The following is a 17,958-nucleotide window of genomic DNA, read 5'->3' as shown; positions in this document are numbered from 1 at the left end:
GGACGCCTCGCAACGTGGGCGATATTTGAAATGTGGGCGCGCTGCGTCGAATGCGGCGCGCATGTCTCCACCTGATATATCGACCGATGTGGCGGCGCCTTGCGTACAGAGAAACCCTGTCATGGATTGTTCTTATAAGCGGTCCCGGCGTGCCTTGAATGGCGAGGTCAACGTGCATCGAAGCGCGCCGCGAGCCGCCGTTCGCGGAACGCCTCGACGACGAAGTCGATGAATACGCGCGTCTTGGCGGGCAGCAGCTTGCGGTTCGGGTAATAGAGCGTAAGGGGGCTGATTTCGGCATGCCAGCCGGGCAGGAGCCGCATCAACTGGCCGCTTTCGAGCCACGGCGCGGCGTGCGGCGTCGGCAGGAAGGCGATGCCGAGACCTTGCATCGCGGCGTGCGCCATCGCCTCGGGGTCGTCGAAGATCATCCGGATCCGGCATTCGGCGAGCGCTTCTTCGCCGACCTGGTTGCGCATGGTCCATGCGCGCAGACGGCCCGTGCTGCTGGAGCGGCGCGCGATGCCGTCCAGTTCTGCGAGATCGGACGGATGCGCGGGCAGCGGTCGATCCTTCATATAGGCAGGCGACGCCGCGACGATCGTGCAGGGCCGCGCGATCTCGCGCGCGACGATGCCCTGCGTCAACTCGATACCCGCACCGATAGCGACGTCGAAGCCGCCCGCGATCAGGTCGACGGCGTGATTGTCGAAGTGCCAGTCGGGCACGATGTCCGGATAGCGTTCGAGAAACTCGCCAAGCAGCGGCACCAGATACTCGCGCCCGAATGCGACAGCCATGCCGACCTTCAGCACGCCCGACGGCTTGCCGCCGTGCTGCGACGCGCGCGAAAAGGCGTCCTGAAGACTCGCGAACGGCACGCCCGCGTCGCCCCATAGCTGCTCGCCGCCGGGCGTCATCGTAAGCTTGCGGGTGCTGCGGTGAAAGAGCCGCACGCCCAGATGCGCCTCCAGCCGCGCAACGTTCTTGCTGACGGCGGCAGGCGTGAGGCCGAGTCTGCGCGCGGCGGCCGAGAAACTGCCCGTTTCGGCCGTCTGGATGAACGATTCGATCAGATTGAGGGCTTCCATCGCGTTATCGGCTTATACCTGTAGTTGAAACTGTTGATCGCAATTCGATACTACCGGCAACGTAATCGGCCGACCATACTTGCATCACCTGATCACCACTTCACCACTTCATCTGGAGCACGACATGAACTCGAATTCGAATCTGCAAGGCAAGGTTGCTTTCGTCACGGGCGGCGCGCGCGGCATCGGCGCTGCTGTGGTCCGCCGGCTCGCCAGCGAAGGCGCGACGGTCGCTTTCACGTACAACAGCTCGGCGGCCTCGGCGAACGATCTGATCGCGAGCATCGAAAAGGCGGGCGGCCGCGCCGTCGCCGTCAAGGCTGACGTCGCGGACCCGGCGGCGCTGACCAACGCGATCAACGAAACGGCGCGCGAATTCGGCAAGGTCGACATCCTCGTGAACAACGCGGGCGTGCTGCGTCTCGGCACACTCGACGTCTTCTCGCTCGAAGACTTCGACGCGACCGTGGATGTGAACGTGCGCGCCGTGTTCGTCGCGTCGAAGGCGGTGCTGGCGCACATGGGCGAGGGCGGCCGGATCATCAACATCGGCAGCACGAACGCGGACCGCATGCCGTTCGCGGGCGGCGCGGTCTACGCGATGAGCAAGTCGGCACTGCAAGGTTTCGTGCAAGGTCTCGCACGCGATCTCGGTCCGAAGGGCATCACCGTCAATAACGTGCAGCCCGGTCCCGTCAATACGGACATGAACCCGGAATCGAGCGATTTCGCGACGTCGCTGCACGGTCTGATGGCGATTCCGCGTCACGGCACGGCCGACGAAATCGCGGGCATGGTCGCGTATGTCGCAAGCCCCGAAGCGCGCTTCGTGACGGGCGCGAACCTGATGATCGACGGCGGTTTCGCGGCGTAAGCATCGAGTGCGGTCGCCTGCCTTCATGCGGGCGGCCGCGCTTTGCCGATGCAACCAGCGCGGCCTGATTCGACATTGCGGCCGCATAAGATTTCAAATGCCTGTCAACGTGTCGACAAATAAACGTCAAGTAGCTGACACGTAACGCTACTGCCGCGTGCTCATGTCAGAATGGCGCTTTCGTGGACCCCACCCCGAAACGCTTATGACTTTGAACCTGGCGCCCACCACTTACGGAGCCGACCGCTCCGGTCTCGTTTGCGGATTCCGTTTTGCACCCGACAAGCCCGGCCTCGCCGTCGATACCGACACGGCCGCCGAATGGCTTGCCGAATGCCGCAATGAGACGAAGGCGTCGAGCGCCCATCAGAGCGAATTTCTCTGGCTGCATTTCAACCTCGCGCATGTGTCGAGCGAACGCTGGATGCGTACGCATCTCGATCTGCCCGACACGTTCTTCGAGGCGCTGCGCGAAGGCTCGCATTCCACGCGCATCGAGCATCAGCACGGCGCGCTGCTCGCCGTCGTCAACGACGTGATGTACGACTTCGAGCAGACGCCTTCCGAAATCGCGACGCTGTGGGTCTACACGCACAAGCGGATCATGGTGACGGCGCGTCTCAAACAACTGCGCTCCGTCGACCGGTTGCGCGCGTCGGTACGCAACGGCGAGAGCTTCGACACGTCGTCGGAACTGCTGATTCATCTGCTGCGCGATCAGGCCGATCTGCTTGTCGAAATCGTGCGGCGCACGAGCATCGAAGTCGACCGTATCGAAGATCATTTTCTGTCGCAGCGCGTTTATCAGAGCCGCCGCGATCTCGGCGCGATGCGTCGCGTGCTGGTGCGTCTGCAGCGGCTGCTCGCGCCGGAACCCGGCTCGATCTTCCGGCTGCTGGTGCGTCCGCCCGCATGGCTCTTGCCCGCGGACGTGCAAAGCCTGCGCGATTCGACGGAAGAATTTTCGCTGGTGCTCGGCGACCTGTCGGGTCTCGCGGAACGCATCAAGCTGCTGCAGGAAGAGATCGCCGCGCGGCTGAACGAGCAGACCAACCGCACGCTGTACACGCTGACCATCGTGACGGTGCTCGCGCTGCCGATCAACATCATCGCGGGTCTGTTCGGGATGAACGTCGGCGGCGTGCCGCTCGCGGAGAACAAGCACGGCTTCTGGATGATGGTGCTGCTCGTCGTGAGTTTTACCGTGCTCGCGGGCTGGTGGGCGTTGCGCCGGCGTCCGTCCGGCTGACGCGCGTCGGCCTCGCCGTTTGCGGCGCTCTTGAAACGCGTCCCTTCACACGGCCATCGCATGCGTCGGGCGTAGAATCCATGAGCCGTTCGAGCGGCATCGATCCGTATCCGCCAGCTTCTAATCGCACAGCACTGCACTGAACGTCAGTTTCAGGAGGCATGACATGGCAAAGCTCGTCGCGCTCTACAAGACTCCCGCCGACCGCAACGCATTCGACGCCCATTACTTCGACAAACACGTGCCGCTCGCGAAATCGATCCCCGGTCTGAGCCGCTACGAAGTGAGCGTCGGGCCGGTGGCGAGCGCAAAGGGCGAGTCGCCGTATGCGCTTGCGGCCATTCTCAGCTTCGACAGCATCGAGTCGCTGCAACAGGCGATGGGCACGCCCGAAGCGGCCGCCACCACCGCCGACTTGCAGAATTTCGCGCAGGCGGGCGTCGAACTGCTCGTGTTCGACACGAAAGAAGTCTGACACGGGCGTACCGCTCGCCGCCGCGCCGCCCGGCGCGTTTCAGTCCGATTTGCCACGACGTCTCCGTACTATCCCTGGCGGACGATACGGAATGATAACGCTACCATCGCGTCATTCCATCATCCATTCGCTCACGCGAAAAGTCCATCCGCCGCGTCCCACCGCGCTCGTTTGCGGCCGGAAATGATAGCGTTACCAAGGAGACAGATTTGTCCTCGAATCGCAAGAAGCCCGAAGAACTGCGCAGCTACCGCTGGTATGGCGTCAACGATCTCCGTTCGTTCGGTCACCGCTCGCGCACCGCGCAGATGGGTTACCACTCGTCGGATTACATGGGCAAGCCGGTGATCGCCGTCGTCAATACGTGGAGCGAGATCAACTCGTGCCACACGCACTTCAAGCAGCGCGTCGAGGAAGTGAAGCGCGGCATCTGGCAGGCGGGCGGCTTTCCCGTCGAAATGCCCGTGATGACGCTCGCCGAGCCGTTCCAGAAGCCGACCACGATGCTCTACCGCAACTTCCTCGCGATGGAGACGGAGGAACTGCTGAAGTCCTATCCGTTCGACGGCTGCGTGCTGATGGGCGGCTGCGACAAGACCACGCCGGGTCTGCTGATGGGCGCGATCAGCATGGACCTTCCCGCGATCTATCTGCCCGCCGGCCCGATGCTGCGCGGCAACTGGAACGGCCGCACGCTCGGCAGCGGTTCGGACACCTGGAAATACTGGGCGGAACTGCGCGCGGGCAAGATCACGGAAGACGAGTGGAAGGGCATCGAGAGCGGCATCGCGCGTTCGCCGGGTCATTGCATGACGATGGGCACGGCGTCGACGATGACGAGCGCGACGGAAGCGCTCGGCCTCACGCTGCCCGGCTTCTCGTCGATTCCCGCCGCCGATTCGCGTCACGCGCAATACGCTTCGCTGACGGGTCAGCGGATCGTCGAGATGGTGTGGACCGATCAGAAGCCGTCGGACATTCTCACCGCGAAATCCTTCGACAACGCCGTCACGACGGTGCTCGCGATGTCGGGTTCGACGAATGCGATCGTGCATCTCGTGGCCGTCGCGCGTCGCGCGGGCATCGATCTGACGACGGCGCGCTTCGACGAACTGGCGCGCGTGACGCCCGTGCTCGGCAACATCCGTCCGGCGGGCCAGTATCTGATGGAGGACTTCTATTACGCGGGCGGTTTGCGCGCGCTGCTGGTCGAACTGGGCGATCTGGTCGACGGCACGCAGATGACCGTGAATGGTTCGACGCTCGGCGAGAACATCGCGGGCGCGGAGATTTTCAACGACGACGTGATCCGCAAGCGCGGCAATCCGCTCGTCGAACGCGACGGTCTCGCGGTGCTGACGGGCAATCTCGCACCGGACGGCGCCGTCATCAAGCCCGCCGCGATGGAATCGCATCTGCTCAAGCATCGCGGTCCCGCCGTCGTGTTCAAGGACTACAACGACATGGCCGCGCGCATCGACAGCGAAGACCTCGACGTGACGGCCGAATCCGTGATCGTGCTGCAACACGCCGGTCCTGTCGGCGCGCCGGGCATGCCCGAGTGGGGCCAACTGCCGATTCCGCAAAAGCTGCTGAAGCAGGGCGTGCGCGACATGCTGCGCATCTCCGACGCACGCATGAGCGGCACGAGCTACGGCGCGTGCGTGCTGCACGTCGCGCCCGAATCGTTCGTCGGCGGGCCGCTCGCGCTCGTGAAGGACGGCGACATCGTCGAACTGGACGTGGCCGCGCGTCGCCTTCATCTCGATGTCAGCGATCAGGAACTGGCTGCGCGCAAGGAAGCGTGGCAGCCGCCGAAGCGTCCGTTCGAACGCGGCTTCGGCGTGATGCATCAGCTGCACGTGACCCAGGCGAACAAGGGTTGCGATTTCGATTTCCTCGAAGAAAAACTGACCGTCTCGTCGGAAGCGAACCGCGATGAGCCGGAAATCCATTAACGCCTATAGAGCCACAGCAAACCGAACATGACTGCCAACGAAACGACCAGCGAAACGACCATCAGCGCCGAAACGCTCGAACAACTCCGCCACGTCAGTACCGCGACGCTCACGACGCAACTCTTCAAGCGCGGCCTGCGCAATGTGTTTCTGCAAGGTGTCGCGCCGCTCGTGAAGCCGGCGCCCGGCGCACCGAACCTCGTCGGTCCCGCGTTCACGCTGCGCAATATCCCGGCGCGCGAAGACCTCGATCACGTCGGCGTGTTCCAGAACCCGGATCATCCGCAACGCAAGGCCGTCGAAACCGCGCCGCCCGGCAGCGTGCTCGTGCAGGATTGCCGCGGCGATCGCACGGTCGCGTCGGTCGGCTCGATTCTCGCGCTGCGTCTCGCGAAGCGCGGCGTCGCGGGCATGGTGTCGGACGGCGCGGTGCGCGACAGCGGCACGATCTCCGAACTCGGTCTGCCGATCTGGTGCGCGGGCGCGAGCGCACCGCTCAATCTCGCGAAGCATCACGCCGTCGACATGAACGTGCCGATCGCGTGCGGCGGCGTGCCCGTCTATCCGGGCGATATCGTCGTCGCGGATGTGGACGGCGTCGTGATCGTGCCGCGCGAAATGGCCGCAGACGTCGCACGCGATGCGACCGAGCAGGAGCAGCTCGAAGTGTTCATCCAGCAGCGCGTCGCCGATGGCAGTCCGCTGCGCGGCACGTATCCGCCGAACGAGGAAACGCTGGCCGCTTACAAGGCGTGGCGCGAGCAGCAGAAGTAACGCCTGGCTTACGCAAACGCAGCGTCACGACGAGACAACCAGCACAACGAGGCCCGCGCCCACGCAGCGGGCCCAGGAGACACCGTGAACACCGTCACTTCCGCGATCGACGAATCGCGCCTCATCAATCGCCTGGGCTTGCGGCTCATGCCGCTGCTCGGCGTGCTGTATCTGGTCGCGTATATCGACCGCTCGAACATCAGCTTCGCGAAACTGCAGATGCTCGGCAGTCTCGGGTTGTCGGAAGTGGCGTATGGGCTGGGCGCGTCGCTGTTCTTTATCGGCTATCTGATTTTCGAGGTGCCGAGCAACGTGATGCTTCACAAGTACGGCGCGCCGAAGTGGATGGCGCGCATCATGTTGACGTGGGGCATCGTGACGATCCTGCTCGCGTTCACGCAGAACGCGACGATGTTCTACGTGCTGCGTTTCCTGCTCGGTGCGTCGGAAGCGGGCCTGTATCCGGGCGTGATCTACTACCTGACGCTGTGGTTTCCGCAGCGGCATCGCGTGCGGATGCTCGGCTACTTCACGGTCGGCAGCAGCCTCGGCAACATGATCGGCGCACCGATCTGCGGCTGGCTGCTCGACAAGGGCGGTTTTCTCGGCCTGCAAGGCTGGCAGCTCGTGTTCGTCGTGACGGGCATTCCTTCCGTGCTGCTGACGCTCGTCGTGCTGTTCTGCCTGCCCGCGTCGCCGCGCGAAGCGAAGTTCCTGTCGAACGAAGAGAAGGGCTGGCTCGCGCGCACGCTCGAAAGCGAAAGCGCGCAGGCCCGCAAGAACGCCGCGAGTCACACGACGCTGCTCTCCGTGCTCACGGAACCGCGCGTGATCGGCATGGCGCTCTACTACATGATGCTGTCGATCTCCGTGTACGGCGTTAGCTACTGGCTGCCGACGCTCGTCAAAGGCTTCGGCGTCAGCAATACGACCAACGGTTTCCTCAACATCATTCCGTGGCTGATGGCGACGATCGTGCTCGCGTGGCTGCCGTCGAAACTCCGCGCGGGCAATCGCGCGATCATCGCGATGCTCGCGTCGGCGCTGCTCGGCATGGTGTTCTTTCTGTCGTCGGTCTTCATGCCGACCAATACGCTGCGCTTTATCGCGCTGTGCTTCGGCGCGCCGTGCATGTATCTGCTGATCCCGTGCTTCTGGACGCTGCCGCCGAAGTTCCTGTTCGGCGCGCGCGCCGCGGCGGGCATCGCGGCGATCAACTCGCTCGGCAATATCGGCGGTTTTATCGCGCAGAACCTCGTGCCGTTCGTCAAGCAGACGACGGGCAGCAACCAGGCGCCGATGCTGATTCCCGCTGCGTGCATGCTGATCTTTGCGATCGTCACGAGCTTCGTTTTGCGACGCAGCGGTCGTGCGGCGCAGACGGTGAACGGCACACCCGTTACCGAATGAAGCCGCGCATGACGCATTGGCTACCGCGTTGGCTACAATAGCCGCGCAACTTTTCTCGATTCACTTTTTATGCCGACCGCCAAGCCAACCGACGACGCATCGATCGATCTCAAGGGCAGCGCCACGCCCGCGCGTCGCACGCGCGGCGGCCCGAAGGGCTTGCGCATCACGGACGTCGCGGCGCAGGCAGGCGTGTCGCCTATTACGGTGTCGCGCGTGTTCAACAGCCCGGAATCCGTCGCGCCCGAAACGCTCGAACGCGTGCGCCAGGTCGTGCAGAAACTCGGCTATGTACCGAATAGGCTCGCGGGCGGTTTGTCGTCGGCGCGTTCGCGGCTGATCGCGGCCATCGTGCCGACCATCGCGCACTCGCTGTTCTCCGAGACGATTCAGGTGTTCAGCGAGACCATGTCGCGCGCGGGCTACGAAGTGCTGCTCGCGTTGAGCGGCTACAGCGACACCAACGAAGAAAGCCTGCTCGATACCGTCCTGAGCCGACGTCCCGAAGGCGTGCTGCTGACGGGCGTCGCGCATACGGCGTCGTTGCGCGAGCGCTTGCGCAACGTCGGCATTCCCGTGGTCGAAACATGGGACATGACCGAGTCGCCGATCGACATGCTGGTCGGCTTCTCGCATTACCAGATCGGCGAGGCGGTGGCGGAGCGCTTTCTTGCTCGCGGCGCAAAGCGACCCGCGCTCATTTCGGCGAGCGACGTGCGCGCACTCGCGCGCCGCGCGGGTTTTCGTGATCGGCTCGCGAAGGCCGGCTTGAAGGAAGTGGCCGAACTGATCGTCGCGCCGCCCAGTTCGCTCGCAACCGGCAAGACCGCGTTGCCGCAACTGTTGCAAAGCGCGCCCGATGTCGATGCCGTGTTTTGCGGCTCGGATCTGCTGGCGATCGGCGCGCTCGGCGCGGCGCGAAACATGGGACTGGAAGTGCCATCGCGTCTCTCCATCTGCGGTTTCGGCGATCTCGACTTCGCGGCGGAAACGACGCCGCAACTGACGACGGTGCGCGTCGACGGCACGCGTATCGGCGTGAGCGCGGCGCGCGCGTTGCTCGACCGGCTGGAGGGCGCGACCGGGCGCGCGTTCGTCGATGTTGGCTTCAGCATCGTCGAACGCGAATCGGCTTGACGCGCCTTATGCGATAGCAGTCGATTGGACTCGATCACTAGTCGTAACGACTCGGGTGCCAGTGACTAGTGCTTTTCGCAAGTGACTGTTTTTCTGCACATTCCTGTTTGGCACGAAACGTGTGTAAGGGTTAACGCGGCCCACGAGGCCGCGCATCCAGTCAACACAACACAAGAATGTGCAGGCCTAACACCATGTCACTGATCACCACGCTCAAGCACGACCACGAAGAAATTTTCCGTTTGCTCGATGAATGCCGCGCGCTCGGCGTCGCCAGCGAAGAAGGCCGCCGCAAGCTCAAGCGGTTGCGCGGCGTCGTCGTCGCGCATCTCGCGCGCGAAGACCAGAAGCTTTATCCCGCGATGCAGAAGCACGACGCGACGCGCGCGCTCGGCGATATGTACGCGCAGGAGATGCGCGCGATGTCGGCGGAAATTCTCGGCTTCTTCGATTCGCTCGACACAGGACGCTCGGGACTCGAATCCGCGCGCGAAATCGGCCGCGTGATTTCGCATCTGCGGCAACGGATGACGCGCGACGAAGTGCGTCTCTATCCCGCGTTCGAAGCGCACTGCGCGTAACGCATCCGATCCCGGCCGAAGAGCGGCGTCGCCGCTTTTCCGCTGCAAGCAAGCGAGCGAATCATGCAACCCGTCGAACCCCGTGCCACCTTCGTGCCGCCGCCCGGACGCTATCGTCCCGCGCACCGTTTCGCGCTGCTCAACCTCGGCTTTCGACCGTTCTATCTCGCGGGCGCGGGCTTCGCCGCGCTGGCGCTGACCGTGTGGCTGCTGGTGCTCGCGGGCGTGCCGGCAATGGGCCACTATCTGCTGAAACTCGATCCCATCGGCTGGCATGCACACGAAATGGTGTTCGGCTTCGCGGCGTCGATCGTCGCGGGCTTTCTGCTGACTGCCGTGCGCGCCTGGACAGGCATGCAGACAACGAGCGCGCGCGTGCTCGCCGCGCTTGCGCTGCTGTGGCTCTGCGCACGCGTGCTCGTGTGGAGCGGCCCGGCCGTGCCTGCAGCGCTCGTCGACAGTGCGTTTCTGCCTTGCGTCGCGTTCGTGTTGCTGCGCGTGTTGATGAAGGCGGGCAACCGTCGCAACTATTTTCTCGTGCCCGTACTGCTGACGTTCGCCGCGCTGAACGTCGCGTTCCATGTGCTGACGCAAATGGGACACGCCGATCTCGCGCTGCGCTGCATTTACGCGTCGGCGGGCATCGTCGTGCTGCTGGTCAGCGTGATCGGCGCGCGCGTGATTCCGATGTTCACGTCGAATGCGATTCCCGGTTTCGTCACGCGACGCTGGACGTGGGTCGAACGGATTGCCGCGCCGTTGACGCTGATCGCATTGTTCTCGGATGCGGCTGCGTTGCCGTCAATGGCCATTGCGACGCTCGCGTTTGCCGCGTGTGTGGTTCACTGCGCGCGGATGATCGGCTGGCGCTCATACAAGGTGCGCGGCCCGGCGATTCTGCTGATCCTGCACGTCGCCTACGCGTGGATGCCGATCGGCTTCGCACTGCTGGGTCTGAGCGCGTTGGGATTCGTGGCGCATTCCGTTGCGCTGCATGCGTTCACGGCGGGTGTGATCGGCGGCGCGATCATCGCGATGATCACGCGCACGGCGCGCGGCCACACGGGCAGGCCGCTTGCCGCCGATACGCGCGATATCGCGAGCTATGCGCTCGTCACGCTCGGTTCGGCGTTGCGGATCGTTGGTCCGCTCGTTGCGCCGGCGCACTATCAGCTGTGGATCTGGAGCGCGGGCGTGTGCTGGATCGCGGCGTTCGCGATTTATGTCGGCGCATATGTGCGGCCGTTGATGCGTCCGCGCAAGGATGGGAAGCCGGGTTAGGGCGCGTGCCGTTCGTCGACGGCAACGCAATGAAAAAGCCGAGTCACTCCGCCGACGCGCGCGCATCGCTCCTGCCGCTGTCCATCGCCGCGACGCGGTTTTTCCCATCCCGTTTCGCACGATAAAGCGCGAGATCGGCGGCTTCGATCAGCGTCGTCATCGGCGCGTCGTGCGCGGGCACGAGCGTCGCGCAACCGACGCTCACCGTCACATACTGTCCCGACGACGAACCCGCGTGCGGAATGCGCAGCGCCTCGACTTCGAGGCGGATCTTCTCGGCGAGCAGGCGCGTGCCGCCCGCCGACGTGCCCGGCAGCACGACCGCGAACTCTTCGCCGCCGAAGCGCGCGGCGAGATCGCCGGGCCGCCCGAGGCAGCCTTCCACCGTCGACGCAATCTGCTTGAGCACTTCGTCGCCCGCGACATGTCCGTAGGTGTCGTTGTACGGCTTGAAGTTGTCGACGTCGAGCATCAGCATCGACACTTCCGATTGCGTGCGCATGCCGCGCCGCCATTCGGCGTTCAGATATTCGTCCAGATAGCGTCGGTTCGACAGCCCCGTCAATCCGTCCGATTGCGTGAGCTTGCGCAGTTCGAGATTCGCTTCGAGCAGTTGCTGCTGCGATTCGCGCAGCGCGCGATACGCCTCGTCGCGTTGCAGCAGATTCACGTACGAGCGCGAGTGATAGCGGATACGTGCGACGAGTTCGATGCGGTCGGGCAGCTTGACGAGGTAATCGTTCGCGCCCGCCGCAAAGGCCGCACTCTTGATGGTCGGCTCTTCCTTCGTCGACAGCACGATGATGGGCACGTCGCGCAGCTTCGTGTTCGCGCGGTACGCCTTGACGAGCGTGAGACCGTCGATGCCCGGCATCACCAGATCCTGAAGAATCACCGTGGGGCGCGTGTGCGTGGCCGCGCGGATCGCTTCGTCGGCGCTCGCGCAGTAGTGCAGGTCGATGCCGTCCTCGCTCGCGAGCGCGCGCTTCACGGCTTCCGCGACGATCGCCTGGTCATCGACGAGCAGCACCATGATCGGCATGTCCGACAGCGCCGCGGTTTCCAGCGCGGCGCGCGCGGCTTCGAGCGCGGCATTCGCGCGGTCGACCGACGTCGATGTGGAACCCCCCTGGTCCCGTGCCCCGATTTGATCGAAGTCCATTTGCGTACCCCTGTCGGAATTGCTGCTCATGCTCTGTGTTGTGCCTTGCTGCGCCTGCCGTTGAAGTCTGTTGCCGAACCCGTTTTGCCGCTTAGCCCGTTTTGCCCTGTCGGCGCTCAGCGGCGCGCAAAGGCCGCGAGCCGATCCGCGATCCCGCCGAGCGGCAAAATCCGGCTCGCCGCGCCGAGCGCCGCTGCCGCTTTCGGCATGCCGTAGACGGCGCTGGTCGCCTGGTCCTGCGCGATCGTCTCGTAGCCTTTCGCACGCATCGCCTTGAGGCCGATCGCGCCGTCGCGGCCCATGCCCGTCAACAGTACGCCGAGTGCGTCGCCGGGCCAATGCTCGACGACACTATGAAAGAACACGTCGACGGAAGGGCGGTACGGCATGTCGGCCGGTTCGCGAGTGTAGTGCAGTGCGCCGTTTTGTGTCATCAACAGGTGATCGTTGGTGGCGGCCAGCAGCGCGACGCCCGCGGATGGCAACTCGCCTTCGCGGACGGTGCGTACGGTGAGCGGCGTCTGCCCGTCGAGCCACTGCGCCATGCCGTCGGCGAACACCTTGTCGACGTGCTGCACGATCACGATGGGCGCCGCGAAGTTCGCGGGCAGGCCGCCCAGCACAGTCGCGAGCGCCGCCGGTCCGCCCGCCGATGCGCCGATCGCCACCAGCTTCTGCGCGTCGGGCCTGAGCGGCGCGACGGCCGTCTGCCGCAGCGTCGACGGCCGTTCCATCAGGCGGCCGATCTGGTCGATCTTCTGCAGCATCAGCTGCGCGGACTCGCCGATGCCGCGTCCGCCGAGCGTCGGCGTATCGACGGCGTCGAGCGCGCCCGCACCCATCGCCTCGTAGACGCGCCACGTGTTCGCGCCGACGCTGCTCGTCACGATCAGGATCGGGCAGGGCGTGCGCGCCATGATGCGGCGCGTCGCTTCGACGCCGTCGAGCTTCGGCATGATCAGATCCATCAGCACGACGTCGGGCGTCTGCGCCGCGCAGAAATCGACGGCCTCTTCGCCGTTCGCGGCGACCCACAGCACGCGATGCTCGGGGCGCAGCGCGATCACGCGGCGCAGCGCTTCGACGGCGAGGGGCAGGTCGTTGGCGATGCCGATGTTCATTCCGTCGCTTCTCCGATCAGATCGCGTACGGCATCGAGCAGCGCTTCGTCGTGGAAGCTGCCCTTCGCGAGATAGTAGTCTGCGCCCGCTTCGAGCCCGCGCCGGCGGTCCTCGTCGCGGTCCTTGTACGACACGATCATCACGGGCACCGGCTTGAACACCGGGTCGCGCTTGATCAGCGTGACCAGTTCGATGCCGTCCATGCGCGGCATGTCGATATCGGTGACGACGAGATCGAAGCGTCCGCTGCGCAGCGCGTTCCAGCCGTCCATGCCATCGACGGCAACCGTGACGGCGTAGCCGCGTTTCTCCAGCAGCTTGCGTTCGAGTTCGCGCACGGTCAGCGAATCTTCGACGACGAGCACATGCTTGCGCTGCCGCGCGGTCACATCGTGCGCGCGGCCGATCTTGTCGAGCTGGCCGCCGCGCACGAGCTTGTCGACGGAGCGCAGCAGGTCGTCCACGTCGACGATCAGCACGGCGTCGCCGTTTTCCATCAGCGCGCCCGCCGCGATGTCCTTGATCTTGCCGAGGCGCGCATCGAGCGGCTGCACGACGAGCATCCGCTCGCCGAGAAAGCGGTCGACGGCGATCCCGTACGTCTCGCGCTCGTCGCCGATCACGACGACGGACACCGATTCGCGCGCAGCCGCGCTCACCTGTTGGGCGCCGAGCAGTTGATGCGCGGAGACGAGACCGACGGGCTTGCCGTCGAACGAGAAATGCTGCTGGCCTTCGAGCATGTCGATATCGGCGCGCGCGAGTTCGAGCGTGCGACGCACGTGCGCGAGCGGAAACGCGTACGCCTCGCCGCCGACGTCGACGAGCAGGCTGCGAACCACGGACAGCGTCAGCGGCAACTGCATCACGAAGCGCGAGCCCTTGCCGGGATCGTTGAAGATGCGCACGGTGCCGCGCACGGCCTTGACCATCTCGTGCACGGCGTCGAGTCCCACGCCCCGGCCCGAGACGTCCGTCACCTGGTCGCGCATCGAAAAGCCCGGCAGCAGCAGGAAATCGAGCAGTTCCTGTTCGGACAGGCGCGCGGCCGTGTCGGCATCGGCGAGCTTGCGCCGGATCACCGACGCGCGCACGTTGTCGAGATCGATGCCCGCGCCGTCGTCGCTGACGCTGATCAGCAGCTTGCCCGCGCTATGACGCGCTTCGAGCGTCACGTGCGCGTCGGCGGGCTTGCCGCGTGAGATGCGCTGTTCCGGCGTCTCGATGCCGTGATCGATCGCGTTGCGCAGCAGATGGCCGAGCGGCGCGTCGAGCATGTCGAGAATGTCGCGATCCACCTGCGTCGACGTACCGACGATCTCGAACGTCACGCGCTTACCGAGCGAGCGCGCGAGATCGCGCACGACGCGCGGATACGCATGCGTCGCGTCGCCGAAAGGACGCATCCGGCATTGCAGCGCTTCGTCGTACAGCAGTTGCGCGAGATTGGCGCTGCTGCGCTCGTAGTGATCGAGTTCGTCGATGCGCGCGCCGAGCGTCTGCTGCATGCCGTTGAGCGCGGTGCGCACGTCGGCGAGCGCGGACAGCGCGACTTCGTCGAGATGCCCGGCGAGCGTGTCGTAGAGCGCGTCGAGTGCGAGCGAGGTCTCGCGCTGCGTGCGTTTCATGCGCAGCATCGACGTCGCGAAAGGCTTGAGCCAGCGCGATTCGACCAGCGCTTCGCCCGACAGACTCAGGACGCGGTCGAGATTCGCGGCGCGCACGCGCAGCATGCGGTCGGCGTGACGTGCCGTGTCCGCTTTTTCGGTTGCGTCGGTCGGTGCAGCTTCGTGACGTTGCGCGAGCGCTTCCGCCTGTAATTGCGCTTGCAGTTGCGCGTACACGTCGACGTCGTTGCCTACGGTTTGCTGAGCCGCCGGTTCGGGCGTCGACAGCCGCCGCACGAATTCATCGATATCCGCGCGCGTGACGGGCGCATCCGGCTTCGCTTCGCCCACGCGTAACAGCAGATCGACGCCGCGCAGCAGCACGTCGATATGCGCGGGCGTCAGCCGCAGTTCGCCACGTTGCGCGCCGACGAAACACTCTTCCATCAGATGCGCAATATCGACGCCGTCCTGCAAACCGATGATCCTCGCCGCGCCTTTGAGCGAGTGCGCGGCGCGCATGCACGCTTCGAGCGCGGCGGCATCGGCGGGGCGCTGTTCGAGCGAAAGCAGGCCGTCCGACAAGACGCGCGTTTGCGCGCTGGCTTCCTCGCGGAACAGTTCGAGCAGTGACTGGCGGCTCAGATCGTCATCGGTCATCGCAGGCTCCGGGCGATCGAGTCGAACAGACGCGCGGGATCGAGCAGGCCGATCGTGCCGTCGCGCCACGCGAGCACGCCGCGCGCGTGCGACGCGGTTGCATGCGCGAGCGTCGCGGGCACGGGCAACAGCGCGGTGTCGGCGTAACGGATCACGCCTTCCACTTCATCGACGGGAAACGCGACGGGCTCGCTGTCGTGCGCGGCGACCAGCATGCGCGGATAGCCGTTACGTGCCGATGGTGGTGTGTCGGCGGCACGCTCCATGTTCAGCAGTTCGCCGAGCGAGACCGCGATGGTCAGCGCGCCGCGCACGTTGACCACGCCGAGCACCGCACGCGAACGCTGATGCGGCAGCGAATGAATCGCGCGGATATCGTCGACTTCGCGCAGCACGCGGGTCGGCAGCGCGAGCCATTCGCCTGCGATGCGAAAGGCGAGGGCAGACTGGCTTTCTGCGTTTTCGCGCGCTGCGTCTGCGTCCGCGTTCCGTTGCGGCGTGAGGTCTTCGTCGCTCAAAGGTCGGTCGAGCAGCCGCGCAGCGCCTTGCGCGAACACAGGGCAATTCAGGCAGCGCGAGTAGTCGGCGAGACGCGGGCACGAGTTGTCGCCGCGCGTGCCGATGCGGTTCCAGCAGTCGTCGACGCGTACCGTCGCGGTCGCGAGATCAGGAGCGTCGTGAAGCATGGAATCCTCGTGATCGTTGTGCTTCGTCCGCTGATGTGCCCGGCGCTTGCGCCGCTCGCGCCGCCGAGCGTTGCGCGCGCTGCATCAGATTCTGCGCGCCCGCGCGGTCGCCGCCGATGTCGAGCAACGCGGCCAGATGCGTGAGCGCCTCGTAATGCGAAGGGTCGAGATACAGCGCCTTGCGATAGAAATCGGCGGCGTCCGCGCCACGGCCGCGCGCATCGGCGATCAGACCCAGCAGATAGAACGCATCGACGTTCGGGCCGTGCACGATCGCATGCTGATGCGCGAGTCGTTCGGCGGCGTCGAACTCGCCGGCATCGGCGAGACGGCGCGCGGCATCGAGCGATTGTTCGGCGGCGGGTTGCGGCGCTTCCTGTGCTTGCGGCGGCCTTGCTTTGGCCGTTTGCGGCGCGCGCCACGGCGTGCGCGTGAGGGCGACGCTGGCGGGCCTGGCCGTCTCGCGCGTGTTCTTTGTTGTGAATGGAGCCGCATGCGTCGTCGCCTTCGATTCAACAGGCTTCGCTACAGGCCGCGCCGCGCTCACTTCCTCCGGCGTGCTGCGACGGAACGCAAACGCGAGCGGAATGCGCGCCGACGTCATCGCGTGACGCATCATCAGGCCCGTTTCGGCGGGGCCGACGAAGATCGTGCCGCCGTCGACGAGATTCGCGTCGAGCATCCGGATCGCGCGATCCTGCGCTTCGCGATCGAAATAGATCAGCACGTTGCGGCAGAAAATGAAGTCATAGGGCGCCTGCGCGTTCGGCTGCAGATCGAACAGATTGGCCTGCGAAAAGCGCACGGTTTGCCGCACGCGTTCACTTAGTTGCCAGCTGTCCCTGACGTCCTCGATCGCCGCAAAATGCCGGTCGCGAAACGTAAGCGGATGGCCGCGAAACGAATTGCGCCCGTAGATGCCCGTTCGCGCATGCTCGATCACGCGTGCGCTGATATCGAAAGCATCGACAGTAAAGCGGTTTTCGCCGATGCCGTCGTCGAGCAGCGTCATCGCGATCGTGTACGGCTCCTCGCCTGTCGAGCACGGCAGGCTCAGCACGCGCAGCACGTGAGTTGGGTCGCGCACGAGCCGCTCGTTCGCGAGACGCGCCAGCGCCACGTACGCTTCGCGGTCGCGATAGAACCACGTTTCGGGCACGACGAGCGCTTCGATCAGCGCCTGACGTTCGTCGCGCGACATCGTGAGTTGCTGCCAGTACGCTTCGATGTCGGCGGCATCGACGGACACGTTCGTATCGTGCGCATCGGCACCGAGGCGAACGACGCGCACGCGTTCGAGCACCGCCCGCTCGAGCGCGTTGGTGCCGAGCGACGACGCATCGATCCCCGTCTCCCGCAGGAGCCAGGTTTCGAAGCGCGGCACGAAGGCGTTCGCGGCGTTCATGTCGTGTGAGATTCGGGTTGCGGGAAGAGCAGCGTTTTCACGTCGTCGTCGAGCATCTGCTGCACGTCGATCCACTGGATCATGCCGAACTCGTCGCTCACGACAGGTCCGAGCCAGCGCGCATGCGGCGTCGCGATGCCGCTGTCGGCGAAGCGCTCGCGTTCGATGCGGCGCGTCTGCGTCGCGCGTTCGACGATCAGGCCGATCACGCGTTCCGGCGCGTCGCGTCCATCGTGCGTATCGCCGTAACGGACGAACACGAGCCGCGTCGAACGCCACTGCTGCGACGGCCGGCCGAGCGCGAGTTGCGCGAGATCGATCACGGGCACGGGCTCGCCGTGCCGCTCCATCAAACCCGCGACCCACGCGGGCGCGCCCGGAATCGCCTTGGCAGCCGTCAGCGCCTGCACTTCGACGATGTCGGCGGCATCGAGCGCATAGCGGTCGCCGTCGAGTTCGAAGAGAAGAAAGAGCATCGCCATCACCG

At 65.3% G+C, this 17,958-nt stretch carries 16 protein-coding genes; 9 read left to right on the top strand and 7 right to left on the bottom strand.

Features of this window, described 5'->3' with window-relative positions:
• Positions 1-167: 167 nt before the first annotated feature.
• Positions 168-1,091 (bottom strand): LysR family transcriptional regulator, encoded by a 924-nt coding sequence (locus QEN71_RS10125; protein ID WP_201649178.1) that lies wholly within the window; start codon positions 1,089-1,091, stop codon positions 168-170.
• Between the two features lie 124 nt (positions 1,092-1,215).
• Here QEN71_RS10125 and QEN71_RS10120 point away from each other — a divergent pair, with 124 nt between their 5' ends.
• From QEN71_RS10120 to QEN71_RS10080, 9 genes are all read left to right on the top strand, one after another.
• Complete coding sequence (locus QEN71_RS10120; protein ID WP_201649179.1) at positions 1,216-1,965, top strand: SDR family oxidoreductase; 750 nt, start codon at positions 1,216-1,218, stop codon at positions 1,963-1,965.
• Positions 1,966-2,128: 163 nt separating this feature from the next.
• On the top strand, positions 2,129-3,214 hold the full coding sequence (locus QEN71_RS10115; protein WP_377790688.1) for a transporter: 1,086 nt from the start codon (positions 2,129-2,131) through the stop codon (positions 3,212-3,214).
• A gap of 166 nt (positions 3,215-3,380) precedes the next feature.
• Positions 3,381-3,689 (top strand): EthD family reductase, encoded by a 309-nt coding sequence (locus QEN71_RS10110; protein ID WP_201649181.1) that lies wholly within the window; start codon positions 3,381-3,383, stop codon positions 3,687-3,689.
• Between the two features lie 209 nt (positions 3,690-3,898).
• Entirely contained in the window at positions 3,899-5,647 is a 1,749-nt protein-coding gene (gene araD / locus QEN71_RS10105; RefSeq protein WP_201649182.1) for an L-arabinonate dehydratase, read from the top strand.
• 27 nt (positions 5,648-5,674) lie between these two features.
• Positions 5,675-6,421, top strand: coding sequence for a ribonuclease activity regulator RraA (locus tag QEN71_RS10100; protein ID WP_201649183.1), 747 nt, complete (start codon positions 5,675-5,677; stop codon positions 6,419-6,421).
• 84 nt (positions 6,422-6,505) lie between these two features.
• A complete protein-coding gene (locus tag QEN71_RS10095) occupies positions 6,506-7,831 on the top strand; it encodes an MFS transporter (protein WP_201649184.1) in 1,326 nt (441 codons plus the stop codon).
• 69 nt (positions 7,832-7,900) lie between these two features.
• Positions 7,901-8,968: a LacI family DNA-binding transcriptional regulator gene (locus QEN71_RS10090; protein WP_201649185.1), complete on the top strand. Its 1,068-nt coding sequence runs from the start codon at positions 7,901-7,903 to the stop codon at positions 8,966-8,968.
• Positions 8,969-9,162: 194 nt separating this feature from the next.
• A complete protein-coding gene (locus QEN71_RS10085; RefSeq protein WP_233471726.1) occupies positions 9,163-9,549 on the top strand; it encodes a hemerythrin domain-containing protein in 387 nt (128 codons plus the stop codon).
• A gap of 63 nt (positions 9,550-9,612) precedes the next feature.
• Positions 9,613-10,830 carry an NnrS family protein gene (locus tag QEN71_RS10080; protein ID WP_201649187.1) on the top strand — a complete coding sequence of 406 codons (1,218 nt, stop codon included), beginning with the start codon at positions 9,613-9,615 and terminating at the stop codon, positions 10,828-10,830.
• A gap of 43 nt (positions 10,831-10,873) precedes the next feature.
• Here QEN71_RS10080 and QEN71_RS10075 read toward each other — a convergent pair whose 3' ends face one another.
• The 6 genes from QEN71_RS10075 to QEN71_RS10050 form a co-directional block, all read right to left on the bottom strand.
• A complete protein-coding gene (locus QEN71_RS10075; RefSeq protein ID WP_290468243.1) occupies positions 10,874-11,992 on the bottom strand; it encodes a GGDEF domain-containing response regulator in 1,119 nt (372 codons plus the stop codon).
• A 116-nt stretch (positions 11,993-12,108) separates the two neighbouring features.
• A complete protein-coding gene (gene cheB / locus QEN71_RS10070; RefSeq protein WP_201649188.1) occupies positions 12,109-13,113 on the bottom strand; it encodes a chemotaxis response regulator protein-glutamate methylesterase in 1,005 nt (334 codons plus the stop codon).
• A complete protein-coding gene (locus tag QEN71_RS10065; protein WP_201649189.1) occupies positions 13,110-15,380 on the bottom strand; it encodes a hybrid sensor histidine kinase/response regulator in 2,271 nt (756 codons plus the stop codon). The genes cheB and QEN71_RS10065 overlap by 4 nt, the downstream gene beginning before the upstream one ends.
• Positions 15,377-16,066 carry a chemotaxis protein CheW gene (locus QEN71_RS10060; protein ID WP_201649190.1) on the bottom strand — a complete coding sequence of 230 codons (690 nt, stop codon included), beginning with the start codon at positions 16,064-16,066 and terminating at the stop codon, positions 15,377-15,379. Before QEN71_RS10060 ends, QEN71_RS10065 begins: the two co-directional genes overlap by 4 nt.
• Positions 16,047-17,471: a CheR family methyltransferase gene (locus QEN71_RS10055; protein WP_201649191.1), complete on the bottom strand. Its 1,425-nt coding sequence runs from the start codon at positions 17,469-17,471 to the stop codon at positions 16,047-16,049. The genes QEN71_RS10060 and QEN71_RS10055 overlap by 20 nt, the downstream gene beginning before the upstream one ends.
• The gene (locus tag QEN71_RS10050) at positions 17,468-17,947 is read right to left on the bottom strand and encodes a chemotaxis protein CheW (RefSeq protein WP_201649192.1); all 480 of its coding nucleotides are present in this window, start codon (positions 17,945-17,947) and stop codon (positions 17,468-17,470) included. Before QEN71_RS10050 ends, QEN71_RS10055 begins: the two co-directional genes overlap by 4 nt.
• Positions 17,948-17,958 lie beyond the last annotated feature (11 nt).

It is taken from the genome of Paraburkholderia sabiae (assembly GCF_030412785.1).
GTDB classification, from domain to species: Bacteria; Pseudomonadota; Gammaproteobacteria; order Burkholderiales; family Burkholderiaceae; genus Paraburkholderia; species Paraburkholderia sabiae.
This window is presented reverse-complemented; position numbering and strand designations above follow the sequence as displayed.